This is a genomic window from Psychrobacter sp. S1-30-MNA-CIBAN-0213 (assembly GCF_040309845.1).
In the GTDB taxonomy this organism is placed as follows: Bacteria; Pseudomonadota; Gammaproteobacteria; order Pseudomonadales; family Moraxellaceae; genus Psychrobacter.
In genome coordinates, this window is the sequence record NZ_JBEOPE010000002.1 from 385,622 (window position 1) to 401,079 (window position 15,458).

A 15,458-nucleotide genomic window follows, 5' to 3' on the forward strand; every position below is an offset into this window, starting at 1 on the left:
TTATCGTTAATCTGTTGTTTTTTGTTAGAGTTATTAAGAAACGCTTAGGGTCTGTTACACATTCAAGTATTAGGACTGCCAGTACCACATTTGAATGTGCAACAGATCCTGATAAAAATAGCGCTTTAATGACAATTAAACACTATAAAATAAATCGCCTGATTTTAGCATACTTGCCATTTATTAGCACATATCCACCCTAGTCAAGTTGTGACTAGAGATGACAATATCATCTGTCCAATTTGTGTCTGATACCAATTATCGAATGCATACAATGGCCTATGAGCAATGCTGTCACTAGCATGTAAGAAGCACATAAGAAATAAGTTGGCAAATTCAGCGTAACTTATTTCATTCTGTTATAATTTGTCCAATAGTGACAACGTCAATATATACTCCAACTTATGCTTAATTATTGTCAGACCACCTACACTATGTAATTGAAATTGTTGGTTTTATAATTTTTATATGACTGGCACTTGACCTAATGACTGGTAATATTATTCTCTTTATTAAAGTAATTCCTTCTTTATCCACTGCGCTCACTGGTACTAACTTTACATGAATAAATCGCTTATCCCAGATGCCGAAAATGTTAACCGCATTTTTACGCGCCGTATTCTCATTTTTGGTTTGTTAATTTTTTTGGGTATGTGTGTGTTATTACTGCGTTATGGATACCTGCAAGTGTATGCGCATGACAAATACAAGACTCAGGCAGACAATAATCGTATCAAGCTCATATCTGCACCGCCAAGCCGTGGCTATATCTATGATCGTAATGGTATTTTGCTCGCTGACAATCAGCCTGTATTCACTGCCATGCTCAGCCCCGATGAAGTAGAAGACCCAGAGCGTACTTTAAACTTGCTTGCCCCTATTTTTGACTTAACGGATACTGATATTACTGATATTTTGGCGCGGTTGAGTAAAAGCAAAAATGATCCGGTGACCGTCAAGATTGATTTAACAGATAAGCAACTGGCACAGTTTAGTGAGCGTAAACCGTTTTTCCGTGGCGTTACCATTCAGAGTAAACTGACCCGCTCCTACCCCTACGATGAGCTATTCGCACACGTTATCGGCTATGTTGGGCGTATCAACGACAAAGAAACTAAGCGTATCGATAAAGATCGTTATGCTGGCACTGACCTTATAGGCAAAATTGGTATTGAAGACTTTTATGAAGATATCTTGCTTGGCCAACCGGGCTACCAATCGGTAGAAACCGATGTCCATGGTAATATTCTGCGTCAATTAGATACCAAGCCGCCAGTTTCTGGTAACGATATTACCTTGAGCTTAGATTATGGCTTACAAACGATCGCCCAGCAGCAGCTTGACGGTCGCCGCGGTGCCATTGTAGCGATAGATCCAGAAAACGGTGACGTACTCGCATTCGTGAGTAATCCAAGTTACGACCCCAACCCTTTTATTTCTGGCATTTCCTTTAAAGATTATGGGGCGCTACAAGATGATCTTGATCAGCCCCTCTATAATCGCGCTCTACAAGGTATGTACCCACCTGCCTCTACCATTAAACCATTTGAAGGTTTAGGTGCGCTACACTATGGATTGCGAGATTGGAATACGACTATCTATGATCCCGGTTATTTTAGCTTACCTGGTGACTCGCATCGTTTTCGTGATTGGAAACGTGGCGGTCATGGCTCGGTAGATTTAAAGAAATCTATCGTCATGTCAGTCGATACTTATTATTATAAACTCGCTTATGAGATGGGTATCCAGCGTTTACATGATTGGATGGTGCGCTTTGGTTTTGGTGAAGAGACGGGAATTGATTTGCCCAATGAGAAGTCTGGCATTATGCCCTCACCGAAGTGGAAAAAAGACACCTACGATAAAGGCTGGCTACCAGGTGAGACTATCTCTGTCAGTATTGGGCAAGGCTACTTTCTAGTCACACCACTACAGATTGCAAATGCGACCGCTATGACAGCTAACAAGGGCAATCACATAACGCCGCATTTGTTAAAAGACAGTGATGGTGCAGCAGAGGTCAACGTCATTACCAAGCCCGATGGTAAAATTGATTATAATGGCAAGCCCTCTGACTGGACGCGTATGCATGATGCGATGGAAGAAACGGTCAAATCTGGTACTGCTCGCGGTATTTACACGCCGCGCTACCGTATCGCTGGCAAGACTGGTACGGCACAGGTTAAATCTATCGCTCAAGGTAAACGCTACGATAAATCTGCGATAGACAAGCGCCATTGGGATCATGCTTGGTTTAATGGTTTTGCCCCTGTTGAAGACCCACAAATCGCTCTCGCTGTATTGGTTGAAAATGGTGGCGGCGGTAGCGCAGTAGCGGCTCCCATCGGACGTGCTCTATTCGATTATTGGGTATTACAGCGCAAAAGCGACCCCATCTTGCCACCAACTCCTGATGAGTTAAAAGCTATTAAACGCCAAAAGGCATTGGACAAAGCCGCTCGTGATGCCATCCGCGACCAAGAACAAGCACGGGCAGAAAAATTAAAAGAACAGACAGAAGCGGAAGCAGCAACCACTACAGCGACCGAATAAAGAATAACAATTATGAAAAAAACAACGACAAAAGCATCAGCATCGCGTAGCACCAAGCGTAATGCGACTCATAAAAAACCAGTTTCTGCTGGTAATGTGCGTATTATCGGCGGGCAGTTTAAACGTCGTAGCATAAATTTTATCGATGCTGATGGCTTGCGACCGACCCCAGATCGCTTGCGGGAGACGCTGTTTAACTGGCTACTTGCCGACATGCATGGCGCACGTGTACTAGATAGCTGTGCAGGTAGCGGGGTGTTGGGCTTTGAGGCGTTATCTCGCGGCGCGGCGCATTGCACCTTCATTGAAACCAATCAAGCCCAATACCAAATGCTACTGCAAAGCGCGCAGCAGTTGAACATCGATACTGATAGCTATCAAGTTTTTCACGGTAACGCTGAGCAGGTCTTATCTCAGAATAGTAATTTCAAGCATCCGTTCGATATCGTTTTTATTGACCCACCCTATGCAAAGGATTTATGGCAACCCATTTTAACTGCCTTAATTGAACAGTTATTAATTACGACAGAAACGCTGATTTATTTAGAAGCTGATAAAGATTTAAATAAACAATTAGCTGAATTGATCGAGTCTCTTAGCTTATTACCTGCAATGCAAGGCTTAAAAAGGTTTGAATGTCTCAAGCAGACCAAAGTCGGACAAGTTGTCGCTGGACTTTATCGTCTATCATCGTCATAATTGTCTGGTTAATAAAAACGATTAACAAATTTTACAAATGTTTAAAACCGCTAAAAAACTGGCCAACGCTGCAGTTTAATGTATATAAGGCGAAAATAAACCCCAATGCAGCTTGCAAGCGTAGGCGCTACTGCTTATAATGTGCAGTCTGTTTTTTGAGAGCCCCGTTCCCAGCTAAACTCTCAACGAATTCTAATTTTAAGGTTTTATCATGAAAACACTTAGTGCAAAACCAGCTGAAGTGACCCATGACTGGTATGTCGTAGATGCTGACGGCAAAACCCTTGGTCGCTTAGCCACTCAAATTGCTACTCGCTTACGTGGCAAGCATAAGACTTCTTATACTCCGCACGTAGATACTGGTGACTTTATTGTTGTCATCAACGCAGAAAAAATCGCGGTAACGGGTAAAAAAGCACAAGATAAAAAGTATTATCGTCACAGTGGCTACCCAGGCGGTATTAAAGAAACCAACTTTACAAAGCTGATTGCACATAAGCCTGAAGATGTTCTACACAAAGCAGTTAAGGGTATGCTTCCAAAAGGTCCTCTTGGCTATGCGATGATTAAGAAGCTAAAGCTATATGCAGGTACTGAACATCCACATACTGCACAGCAACCTAAAGAACTAGACATCTAAGGAGTCACTTATGGAACGCAATTACGGAACTGGTCGCCGCAAGACGTCTACTGCTCGTGTCTTTTTAGCGAAAGGTACTGGTAGCATTGTCGTTAACGGCAAGCCACTTGATGAATATTTTAGCCGTGAAACTTCACGTATGGTTGTTCGTCAGCCATTAGAGCTACTTGATTCTTCTAACGCATATGATTTTTTTATTACTGTTAAAGGTGGTGGTATTAGTGGTCAAGCGGGCGCTATTCGCCACGGTATCACTCGTGCACTAATCGAGCTTGACGATACTAACAAGCCTGCGCTAAAAGCAGCTGGCTTTGTTACTCGTGATTCACGTCAAGTTGAACGTAAGAAATTGGGCCTACGTAAAGCACGTAAACGTCCACAATTCTCAAAACGTTAATCAAAGCTATCTCTTATTTTCTTGCTGTTATTGTCTTTATCTCAGAGTTACAGTAACAGCAGCAAGTAAAAGAATAGATTTGCAAAACCTTATAAGCTGGTCACAGCTTATAAGGTTTTTTTATGCGTATTGGAAAAATCTGTTAAATATTTACCTTTCTATAAATGCGCTTTGATAAAACTAACTTGCAAACAGGCTACCGCTACCCCATCATAATAATAACTTTTCATCATTAGCCCCGATGCTATAAACCTGTGCTGCAAAAGGACACTATGAAAGCGCCCGAACAATACGATCCGAGTAAACCATCCTTAAAGAGTAGCACGCCGCCGCAGAGCATGCAGCAGTCTGCTAAATCGCCAGCAATACCTATTGGTACGCCAACAATTACGCAAACTCATAAACGTACTGCGCAAGCAGAAAAAAAGCCGTTTCAGTGGCAATTTTTATTGCCTAAATACTGGGGGATTTGGTTATTATTGGTTATTTTTTTACCGATGATATACCTACCGCTACGTTGGCAGTTTTGGTTGGGTCGTAAGCTCGGTATTTTGATTTATAAAATTGCAGGCTCGCGGCGACGTGATACGCTGATTAATCTAAAGCTGGCTTTTCCAGAGAAGCCGGAAGCCGAGCGTGAATTGATGGCCAAGCAAGTCTTCGTCAATCAAGGTATTGGTGTATTTGAAACCTTATGCGCTTGGTTTCGCCCTAATGTCTTTACCCGCACTGTCTCTATTTCGGGCTTACAGCATTTAGTTAATGCTCAAAATGAAAATCGTCCTGTTATTTTATTAGGCGCACATTATACGATGCTCGACTTAGGTGGCTTGTTTTGTGCCCAATTTTTTCCCTTAGACTGTATGTATCGTACACAAAACAATCCTCTACTCGATTGGTTTATTTATAATGGTCGTACCAATATTTTTGGCAAGCAAATCTCCAGTCGTGATATGCGCAGTTTAGTCAGCTCTATCAAAGCTGGACATGTGATTTGGTACTCTCCCGATCAAGACTACGGTCTTAAGCAAGGCGTGATGGCACCATTTTTTGGCGTGCCAGCAGCCACTATCACGGCTTCGCGGCGTATGGCCAAGTTAGGCGACAAGCAGCATCCACCAGCGCTAATGGCACTGCATACCTATCGGCAAACGCCAGATAATCTACCAAGCGGTAAAAGGCCACATTATCATCTCACGATTACACCAGAACTGGATAACTATCCAAGTAATGATGAGGTCGCTGATGCTACACGCGTCAATGAAGTGCTAGAAGGATTGGTTCGTATTGATCCAACTCAGTGGATGTGGTTTCACCGTCGCTTTAAAAATAGCCCTGAAGGTCGTACCGATATCTATAAGTAGGCTTTTATTCCTAAGAAAATGACTGGGAAAATTTGCTATACTTTGCCCCATTAAATCGAGTCGTTTACTCAAGTGATTGATATCATATTAACGATAATCGAATAAACCAAAAATTAAACCAACAACGGATTTTTCATGAGCAATCAAACTGACGCACCTATAGATATACCTAAAAAAGAAACCAAACGTATTCTAACGGGCATTAAACCAACGGGCATTCCACACTTGGGTAATTACGTTGGTGCGATTCGTCCAGCAATTGAATCCATTCAAAATAGTGATCATGAAGCATTTTTCTTTTTGGCAGATTATCATGGTATTATCGGCTGTTATGACCCTGCTATCATTCATGAGTCAACCAAAGTAATTGCTGCGACTTGGATTGCCTGTGGTCTTGATCCAGAGCGTGTGACCTTCTATCGTCAATCAGATGTACCTGAAATCTCAGAGCTTGCTTGGATTTTAAACTGCTCTTGTGCCAAAGGTCTGATGAACCGTGCACATGCTTATAAGGCTGCCGTCGATATCAATACAGAAAAGGCAGACGTCGATCCAGATCAAGGGGTTACGATGGGCCTGTTTGGTTATCCCGTCCTTATGGCAGCAGATATCTTGATGTTTAATGCTACCCATGTGCCAGTAGGTCGCGACCAAGTACAACATATTGAGATGGCGCGAGATATTGCCGGTACCTTTAACCATCGCTATAAAACCCTCTTTACGCTACCCTCAGCGGTCGTTGATGAAGACATCCCGCTACTAACAGGGCTTGATGGTCGCAAAATGAGTAAGAGCTATAGCAATACTATTCCTCTATTTGGTGAACCTAATCCGCAAGTCAGTCCTGAAAAGCAGATGCATAAAGCTATTATGAAAATTGTGACCAACTCACAGCTTCCTTCCGAGCCAAAAGATCCTGATGACTCTGCTATCTTTGAGATTTACAAAGCCTTTGCTACTTCTGAAGAGATTGCTGATATGCGTGCGCAGTATGCCGCAGGTATCGGCTGGGGTGATGCCAAGCAAGTGTTGTTTGACAAAATTAATAACGAGATTGCGCCATTCCGTGCTCGTTATGAAGAACTAATGGCCAATCCAAAAGAGTTGGAAGAAATCTTACAAATGGGCGCAGACAAAGCTCGTCGCCATAGCCGTAAACAACTAGACAAAACTCGCCGTGCCATTGGTATCCGTCCGCTTGCCAAACTTAAATAGTGGCTTAATATAAACAATTATTTTGTATGAATAGTCATATGGCTCAAACAACCATTTGATTATCATAACTTGTCGTAATCAGGGCGGATATTAAACGTGCAGACTGAGCTAGAAAACAAACAATCGGCTTTGCCAAAAGCTGTCTTGTCTGCAGCCGTGAATCGAGCCTCTGAGTCATTATCTGATGACAACGAACATGATGGCTCAGTTATCCACGACATGTCTCTGCGCATTTATCAGACACCAGTGCAGCAGCTGCCTGAAGATCTCTATGTGCCACCGCAAGCGTTTGCTATTTGGCTAGAACAGTTTGCTGGGCCATTAGATTTTTTATTATATCTGGTCAAAAAAAACAACGTCGACTTGACGCAAATGCCGATATTGCCTATCACAGAGCAGTACTTGGCTTATATTAGTGAGTTGGATACAGAGCATTTTGAGTTAGCGGGTGACTATCTACTGATGGCCTCGACATTGATTGCGATCAAAACGGAGCTGCTACTACCTTCGTCTGAAACACCTAGCGATGAGCGTGATCCAAAAGCAGAGCTGATTGAGCGTTTGGAAGAGTATGCGCAAATAAAAGCAGCCAGCCAGCGCTTGGACAATCTAGTCCGTCTTGAACGCGATGTGTTTTTAGCGATGGTGAGTATGCCTAGCCAAGACATTATGAATGCTGAATTACCGAACTACTCACCTACCTTATTAATCGATAGCTTGTTTAAAATGCAGCTACAGCCAGACTATCAAATGCATACCATCAAGATCGATGCGGTACCACTTGCTGACCGTATTGCCAGTATTAGTAGGCAATTAAGCACTGATGGCATGCGCTCCTTTTATGAGCTACTAGATAAAGCGCAAGGTAAGATAGGTGTGGTAGTCAGCTTTGTTGCGGTGTTAGAGTTGATGAAGCGTCAGCTGGTTGGTGTGGTAAATGCTGATTCAAATATAGATACTACTGTAGCAAATACTGCTGATGTTAATCATTCTGCAATAGACAATCAAATCGGGCAGTTAACATTACAGTGGCTAGCTTAATCGTTTTTTACTTATTTATTTACACAGCATAATTAAAAAAGAGCCGTTTTCTAATGACAGATATTGACGATACAAAGCACAGTGCTAAAGGACAAAAACCGGTATCGGCAATGTTACCTTCTTCTGTTGAAGAGCATCATCATTATCTTGAAGATTTGAGCAAACATATTGAAGTACTGTTGCATGCGTCAGAAGCACCACTCACTGCGAACGCCATCAAGAAGCATTTATCTTTATCTAATAAAGAGTTAAAGCAAGCTTTAGAGTTATTACAGCTACGCTTGGACGCTGGTGTTCTAAGATTGCATGAGACTGCCAGCGGTTATCGCCTACAAATAGCGGATAGTTATAGTGCGTTGATACAACGCGTTTTTCCTCAACGTCAAGAACGCCTGAGCCAAGCATTGCTTGAGACTCTGAGCGTCATTGCCTACAAACAACCTGTGACACGCAGTGACATCGAATATGTGCGCGGTGTGACCCTATCTAGCAATATATTGCGTCAGTTGTTTGACAAAGGCTGGATAAAGGAAGATGGCTATAAAGAAACGTTGGGTCGTCCAGCCTTGTTGCATACTACAGCGCAATTCTTAGATGCATTCGGACTGACTAATTTAGACGAGTTGCCACCAATGTCGGATATATCAGCTATTGGTGGCGAATCTTGAGTTCTAATTAGTATAATGGCAAATATTATGCTTGAATTGAGCTGTCTATTTTAGCAAATACCGTATTTATTGCCTGAACCGTTTTTTCGATTTCGGCTTCGGTAAGTGTTGGGTGTACCAAGAACATTAAGCTAGTCTCTCCAAGCTCCTTTGCAATAGGCAATCTAGTCTCAGGACGCAGCCCTGTGCCATCAAATGCTTTTTCTAAATAGACTTCAGACGCAGATCCAGAAAAACAAGGCACTTCTAGCTGACTGATTTCTTCAATGATACGGTCACGCGACCAGCCATCAGGCAGATTATCAGCATTCACATAAACATATAACTTGTAGTATGCATGCTTAGAATCTGCAAACTCTGGTGTTTCTTCTAACTTTGGCGCATTCAAATAACCTTTATCTTCCCATTGGGTACACGCTTGTAAGATTGCTTGCGCATTAGCAGTACGCTTAGCCGTCCAGTCAGACATCCTTTCAAGCTGAATACGTCCTATGACCGCTTGCATCTCAGTCATCCGCCAGTTAGTACCGAAGCTCTCATGTAACCAACGATAGCCAGGTGGGTGCTCTTTTTCATATACAGCAGCGTAGCTTTTGCCATGATCTTTATATGCCCACATCTTACGCCATAGATTTTCGTCATTAGTAGTGACCATCCCGCCTTCGCCACCAGTTGTCATAATCTTATCTTGACAGAAGCTCCATGCGCCAATGTGACCAATACTACCAACACTACGGCCTTTATAATGAGCACCATGCGCTTGTGCACAGTCTTCAATCACATATAGGTTATGCTTGTCTGCAAGCGCCATCATGCCATCCATATCGCATGGCCAGCCGGCTAGATGCACGCACACGATACCTTTGGTTTTGTCTGTTATAACCGCAGCAATCGTTTCTGAGGCAATGTTACCAGTAGACTCATCAACATCCGCAAACACAGGCGTAGCGCCCGCATTTACTACACTAGAAATACTAGCAATAAAAGTACGCGGAGTAACAATAACTTCATCACCTACGCCGATTTCTAGCGCTTGCAAAGCCACATCCAATGCTAAAGTACCATTGCCCAACGCTATAGCATACTTACTATCTGACCAATCAGCGAATTCCTGCTCAAATTGACGACACTCTTGTCCTGTCCAGTAGTTTACTTTATTAGACAGTAGCACTTTACTGACAGCATCAGCCTCTTCTTGCGTAAAGCTTGGCCAAGGTGAAAAAGGTGAATTTAACATATAGCTTCCTCATTGTAGTATTGAAAATTAATAATTTTTGATTTTATTCTATCTTTGTTATTTTATATGCAGTGTGCGAGAAATAGTAATTGTTAAAAATCCTTCAAGAGTATTGTTAATATCGAAACAACAATGACGTTCAATTAATAACACACCCTATTGTATAACATCATCTAAGAAGCTCGAGGGATAAACTATACTATGTTTTAATGACACAAAAGAAAAGCGATCTTCAATATCATCAATCTCACTCTCAAGCTTTGAAAACTGTAAAAACCAATCTTCGAGATAAAAAATATAATTAAATATTTTTTTACTCATAGCCATATCTATATTGTTATTGTTCAACAAAAAATTAAGTTCTTCATAAATCTTTTCATTCGCATGAAAAATGTGCAAAGCCTGATGATAGGTCAAGCCCTGTTGGTAGACCTTATAAGCCGCTTCAGAGCGTTTGATATTATTAATAAGCGCATTGTGTATAAGAATCATGATATTTCCAAGTGTTGATATATAAATAATTTAGTGGGATTTTTCTATATATTCTTTAATCCGAATATAATACAAACTTCTAGCCATATCAAACATTAAATTAACTAAGCTAACTAAAATCAGAGCAAATACATATTAAATGCTCTAACAATGACTATTGAATTATAAAATATTGAGAAAATTTTCAATACTCAGTCTATCCACACAAAAACTAGATAAGTCAGCCATTTTTGTTAAAGTGCTGTTTACAAAGTTCTATCCAATTTTTAATATAGCAAAAACCTGAAGTAACATTTCTTATAGCAAATTTTTATTTCTTCCGAAATGCGTATCTAGATAAATAAATTAAATGATAAATCACAGCGTAACCAATACATAGTATTGCAACATCTTGAAGCAAACTTACCAATACTTTTGCAGCGAAAGTATATGGACTACTAGTTAATGACGGATACCATCTTAAAAAAGTATCCATATTCCATAGTATTGACAAAATGGCAATGGAATTAACTATTAATAGGCTATGCTTTCTTGCTAATACTGGCTTTGTTACACTATCTTCTGCTTGTCTATCTAAGACTTGATTACTGCTCTTCAATCCATGATTACTACGCTGCCAAGACTTAAATTTTACTAAAGCAAACCAAAACAGTGCCAATAACCCTGCCATCGAACTTAAGTACTGCAACAGCCGAGAAATGGTTGTTCCTTTAAAAGGATAAAAATATAAAGGATACTGCAACCAATCTATACGCTGTGCAATAAATCCATCGGCATGAGTAATACCATCCCAAACTAGATGGGTAGCTGCACCTAAGATCAACCCAAATACTACGGTTGGCCAAAATGAGCTTAACAAATGGTTAGTACGCTTCTTTAGTCCTGCAAAAGACCAATATCTAGGAGTATAACCAGTAATTTGTCGTTCCCTACTAGATAAATTCGTCCCTAGCTCTTCATATCTTTGCTCATAAGGATTTTCTCTAAACCCTTTTATAAACGGTTCAATAAGTGCAAAAGCAGCAGGTTTCAATAACCAATACCATAGTGCAAATACCAATAAGCCCCATGGTAAACAATACGTAAGTAAACCTGCCCACTCATGGGATTGACGAGAAAACGAGTCAGGAATATTCAAATAATAATGTAAATCTGGCATCATGGTGCCAATGAGTAATGCCTCAAATTGCAACCAACGTCTAATAGGATAAAACGGCAATGCTGCTGCCATATGAGCTGGTGTAAAAGCCATTTGTAATCTACTCTATTATTTGTGTTAAACGAAAAGTCAAAAATCTTGTACTTAATCGATTAACATTCTAGCTGAATCATATACAACTAGAGATTATACAAACCAAAACTATTACTCTACTTATCGTAATTGCTGACCAAAACTTCTGCGTCATAACGTAGCATGAGTAAATCACCTTCCCAATCACTAAAGTCTGTGACTTCTTTATTCAGTAGATATTCTTCAATCACCCATTTCGTATAGTTCGCACCTGACAAATAAGTCAAAGGATAACCACCACCAAATCTTGGATTAATTTCAATACCTTTCATAATATCTTTAGTTTTATGTAGAAATACTTGAATGGTTAAGCATCCTCTAGCGCCTTCTAATTTGGCAAGCTTCTTTGTAAACTCATCTACGATAATATTTTTCTTAGTAACGCCTTTGTTTACCTCGCCTGCCCTCACTAAGATACGCTTACGTGGAACCACACATTTCAAAGTAGAATTTTTATCATAATAACAATCTATGGTAAATTCGTCGTAGTCCTCATCCGAGATGTATTCCATATACATTAGTTTTTTATTATCGATATGCTCATCTTTTATATCGCTCGGTTCAAAAGCTGTAAATATGCCTTCACTTCGACTTCCATCGTATGGTTTTACGAATACAGGAAACTCAAGGTTATCTTGATCAAACTGTGTGGGCGTATCTATTCCATACTTTTCAAACAGCTCATTGGTTTTTCTTTTATCACGGCATTTCTTTATAAAGGAAGCATCACTAACCACTACTTGAATATCATTTTTTTCAAACTCTGAGATATTGGTACTAAGAATATTTAATTCAGTATCGATGGTCGGAATGATTAACTTTATGTCATTGTCTAAGCAATTTTTTAGCAATTGACTAATGTATTCTTCATCAGTCACTTTCGGTACAGAAAAAAACCCATCTGAAATATGGCAAGCTGGTGCTAACATTGGATTAAAATCAGCAGTAAAGACCTTTGCTTTCTCATCGATGTCAGTCAACTCCTTTTGGAAGGATTTAACGAGGGAAACTCTCTGTCCAGCAGAAGTTATCAAAATGTTCATTATCACTCTCCAGTATTGCCCTTAAATTTGCCCATGATCTTCTCACCATCAGCATTAATCCCATCTTTTATCAGTACTTTTTTTACTGTTTTGAATAGAATCTTGATATCTAGCCATAGGGATTGATTATCGACGTACCATGTATCAAGATTAAATTTCTCATCCCAAGAAATTGAATTGCGGCCATTGACTTGGGCAAAACCAGTAACGCCAGGGCGAACTAAGTGGCGACGGGCTTGCTCTTCACTATAAAGTGGCAAGTATTCCATTAGTAGAGGACGAGGGCCAACAAGGCTCATATCACCTTTTACTACGTTCCAGAGTTCAGGCAATTCATCCAAACTACTAGCGCGTAATTTTTTACCGAATGGTGTCAGTCTCTCGTTGCTAGGTAAAAGGTTACCGTCAGCGTCTTTAGCATCCTTCATAGAACGGAACTTAACCATCTCAAAAGGCTCACCATTAATACCGGGACGTATCTGTCGAAACAATACCGGCGAGCCGAGATTCTTCTTAACTTTATATGCTATAACCGCGTATACCGGAGATAAAACCACTAGCGCCGTAGTAGCGGCTGTAATATCAAAGATTCGCTTTATCATGTGTTGTTACTCCAGTTCCATTTCCGAAATCATATGGGCATTTACTTTATGCACATCGTACTTTTCTTCAGCTATTATGCGTGCACGTCGGCCCATCTGTGCAATCAATGCTGGCTGCTCAATAAAGCGTAGCATCGCTTGTGCTAAAGCATCTACGTCTTTGACAGGAACTAAGAAACCATTGTCACCATCTACAACTGTTTCACGACAGCCTGGTGCATCAGTAGTGATAATTGCACGTCCCATTGCCATCGCTTCTAGTACTGTACGTGGTGTACCTTCACGATAAGACGGCAACACATAGACTGAAGATGCTTGAATCGCTGGGCGTACATCGTTTAAGCGACCTAAGAAGTTAACCGTATCCGCTTTAATCCATTCATCTAATTCAGCTTGGGTAATGCTAGTTGGATTAGCATCAAGGCCTCCGACTAAATCAAACTGCACTTCAGGGTATAGCTTTTTAACTTGTTGAGCGGCCTGATTGTATTCTCGCACCCCTTTATCGCCTAATAATCGAGCAATCAATAAAAAGCGTAATGGCTTTTGCGTATCAAAAGGTACAACATCAAATTCCTCTACATCTACACCTGAGCCACTGACTACACATGTACGTGTTTTTGAAGACACAATATTCAACTGACGAAACAAAGCCTCGTCATCGTGATTTTGGAAGAATACCACTTGGCAATGACGCAACGCTGAACGGTATAAACCTTGAGCGACAGCACGTACGCGTTTGCGCTTATTATCATCCTCTCCGGTAAAAGCAAAGCCTAAACCTGTAATTAGAGCAAAACGCTTAGGCACACGAGCCAGCCAAGCTGCAAGCGTTCCGTAAATGACAGGCTTGATAGTGTATCCCATCATATAGTCTGGCTTGATTTTTCTCATCAAAGCATAGAGAGAAATCAAAGCTTGTGTATCTGCTACAGGGTTGATGCCTGTTCGTTGCATCGAAATACTATGAGGTATGACGCCCAATCGTGTTAGCTCTGTCATTACCACTTGATTATCTAATAGTTCTGGAGCAGCCACATGAACTTCTAACCCTCTCTCTAATAGCGCAACTATAAGGGGTTTGCGAAAACCAATTAAAGAACTGGCAAAACTAGCTACAAGTAAAAATTTCATAAATAACTCTATTAAAATATATTAGTGTTCGACAGAAAGCTCTTTCTCATTTTCATCTTGTGCTCTATAACCTAAATAAACCAAGATAACTGAATAAATAAACAGGTAATTAAGTACAAAGAAAGTTGAACTATTGGTAGATAAAGAAAATATTGCTGCAAGTGACATTACCGTAACAGCTTTGAATCTAGGATTATGTTTGGATGTCATCCATATTAAAGACAAGCAAAACAGAGCGAAAATAACAGTGCCAATAATTCCAAACTTTATCAAAGTTTCTATCAGTCCGTTGTGTGTGCCAAGCTCACGTCCACCACCTCTATCAAATTTAACACCATCAAAACCCAATCCTATTATAGGTTGACTTTGAAACCTTTCGAGCGCTAACTGCATTAATACATCACGCCCGTTATAACCAGTGTCCAATAGACGTGAATCAGACGAACTTGCTAAACCAGAAACATGACCAGCTACCCAATCTGCAATTTCGACCGAATAAATAGATATACCTAGTACTGTTGCTAGTAATAAAAACAACGTGAAAAAATTACTTCTCGGGAATTTTGTGACAAAGATATAAGACAACAAACTCAATATGAATGCTAACGTTGCACTTCTAGACGCAGTAATAACGGTGATTAAAGCTACTAACATTACTGCTAGAAATTTGTATTTCTTACGATCCAAACCCAATAAGATAAAAGGTAATAACATCACTGCCAGATGGCTGGTAATGTTTGGGTTCATAAATAACCCAGGTTGGCGAAAGTCAGACCAACGCGTAAAGCTTACAAGGAAAAAAGGGAGCAATATAAGTAAGATTTTAGATAGTGTTTTATATTGTTCCTTATGATAGAAAGACTTACCTTCAGCTAAAGCTATCTGAGATGTAAAAAATAAAAATAGGACCAAAGCTATAGACTGAACTATGATCAACATACTACCTTGGAAGATAATACTTTGTATAACGACAAAGAATACAAGAGAGAATATAGCAATCAAACTGAGACCATCCCTGATTCTGTGTAACTGCCATTTAGATTAAATGCTTGCTGATACGATCATCAAACATAATCATAAAG

General features: G+C 40.4%; 15 protein-coding genes. 8 read left to right on the top strand and 7 right to left on the bottom strand.

From position 1 onward, the window contains the following. Window positions 1-561: 561 nt before the first annotated feature. From mrdA to scpB, 8 genes are all read left to right on the top strand, one after another. A complete protein-coding gene (mrdA, locus tag AAEY87_RS03415) occupies window positions 562-2,553 on the top strand; it encodes a penicillin-binding protein 2 (RefSeq protein WP_350655955.1) in 1,992 nt (663 codons plus the stop codon). A 12-nt stretch (window positions 2,554-2,565) separates the two neighbouring features. Further along, on the top strand, window positions 2,566-3,252 hold the full coding sequence (gene rsmD / locus AAEY87_RS03420; protein WP_068034816.1) for a 16S rRNA (guanine(966)-N(2))-methyltransferase RsmD: 687 nt from the start codon (window positions 2,566-2,568) through the stop codon (window positions 3,250-3,252). 211 nt (window positions 3,253-3,463) lie between these two features. Then, window positions 3,464-3,892 (top strand): 50S ribosomal protein L13, encoded by a 429-nt coding sequence (rplM, locus tag AAEY87_RS03425; RefSeq protein WP_068034815.1) that lies wholly within the window; start codon window positions 3,464-3,466, stop codon window positions 3,890-3,892. A 10-nt stretch (window positions 3,893-3,902) separates the two neighbouring features. After that, complete coding sequence (gene rpsI, locus AAEY87_RS03430) at window positions 3,903-4,289, top strand: 30S ribosomal protein S9 (RefSeq protein WP_068034814.1); 387 nt, start codon at window positions 3,903-3,905, stop codon at window positions 4,287-4,289. A gap of 272 nt (window positions 4,290-4,561) precedes the next feature. Continuing rightward, complete coding sequence (locus AAEY87_RS03435; protein WP_068326327.1) at window positions 4,562-5,653, top strand: LpxL/LpxP family acyltransferase; 1,092 nt, start codon at window positions 4,562-4,564, stop codon at window positions 5,651-5,653. 135 nt (window positions 5,654-5,788) lie between these two features. Continuing rightward, window positions 5,789-6,868, top strand: coding sequence for a tryptophan--tRNA ligase (locus AAEY87_RS03440; protein ID WP_350655956.1), 1,080 nt, complete (start codon window positions 5,789-5,791; stop codon window positions 6,866-6,868). Window positions 6,869-7,087: 219 nt separating this feature from the next. Then, entirely contained in the window at window positions 7,088-7,909 is an 822-nt protein-coding gene (locus AAEY87_RS03445) for a segregation and condensation protein A (protein ID WP_350655974.1), read from the top strand. Between the two features lie 110 nt (window positions 7,910-8,019). Further along, a complete protein-coding gene (gene scpB, locus AAEY87_RS03450; protein ID WP_350655975.1) occupies window positions 8,020-8,577 on the top strand; it encodes an SMC-Scp complex subunit ScpB in 558 nt (185 codons plus the stop codon). Between the two features lie 25 nt (window positions 8,578-8,602). Here the strand turns inward: scpB and AAEY87_RS03455 are convergent, their stop codons facing one another. The 7 genes from AAEY87_RS03455 to AAEY87_RS03485 form a co-directional block, all read right to left on the bottom strand. Then, a complete protein-coding gene (locus AAEY87_RS03455; protein ID WP_350655957.1) occupies window positions 8,603-9,814 on the bottom strand; it encodes a DegT/DnrJ/EryC1/StrS family aminotransferase in 1,212 nt (403 codons plus the stop codon). 156 nt (window positions 9,815-9,970) lie between these two features. Next, on the bottom strand, window positions 9,971-10,306 hold the full coding sequence (locus AAEY87_RS03460; protein WP_068034810.1) for a hypothetical protein: 336 nt from the start codon (window positions 10,304-10,306) through the stop codon (window positions 9,971-9,973). Window positions 10,307-10,616: 310 nt separating this feature from the next. Continuing rightward, window positions 10,617-11,558, bottom strand: coding sequence for a DUF4184 family protein (locus AAEY87_RS03465; protein WP_350655958.1), 942 nt, complete (start codon window positions 11,556-11,558; stop codon window positions 10,617-10,619). A 116-nt stretch (window positions 11,559-11,674) separates the two neighbouring features. Next, window positions 11,675-12,640, bottom strand: a complete 966-nt coding sequence (locus tag AAEY87_RS03470) for an ATP-grasp domain-containing protein (protein WP_350655960.1) — start codon at window positions 12,638-12,640, stop codon at window positions 11,675-11,677. 2 nt (window positions 12,641-12,642) lie between these two features. Then, window positions 12,643-13,242 (bottom strand): sugar transferase, encoded by a 600-nt coding sequence (locus AAEY87_RS03475; protein WP_350655962.1) that lies wholly within the window; start codon window positions 13,240-13,242, stop codon window positions 12,643-12,645. A gap of 6 nt (window positions 13,243-13,248) precedes the next feature. After that, the gene (locus AAEY87_RS03480) at window positions 13,249-14,376 is read right to left on the bottom strand and encodes a glycosyltransferase family 4 protein (RefSeq protein WP_350655963.1); all 1,128 of its coding nucleotides are present in this window, start codon (window positions 14,374-14,376) and stop codon (window positions 13,249-13,251) included. A 21-nt stretch (window positions 14,377-14,397) separates the two neighbouring features. After that, window positions 14,398-15,378 carry an O-antigen ligase family protein gene (locus tag AAEY87_RS03485; protein ID WP_350655964.1) on the bottom strand — a complete coding sequence of 327 codons (981 nt, stop codon included), beginning with the start codon at window positions 15,376-15,378 and terminating at the stop codon, window positions 14,398-14,400. Between the last annotated feature and the right edge of the window lie 80 nt (window positions 15,379-15,458).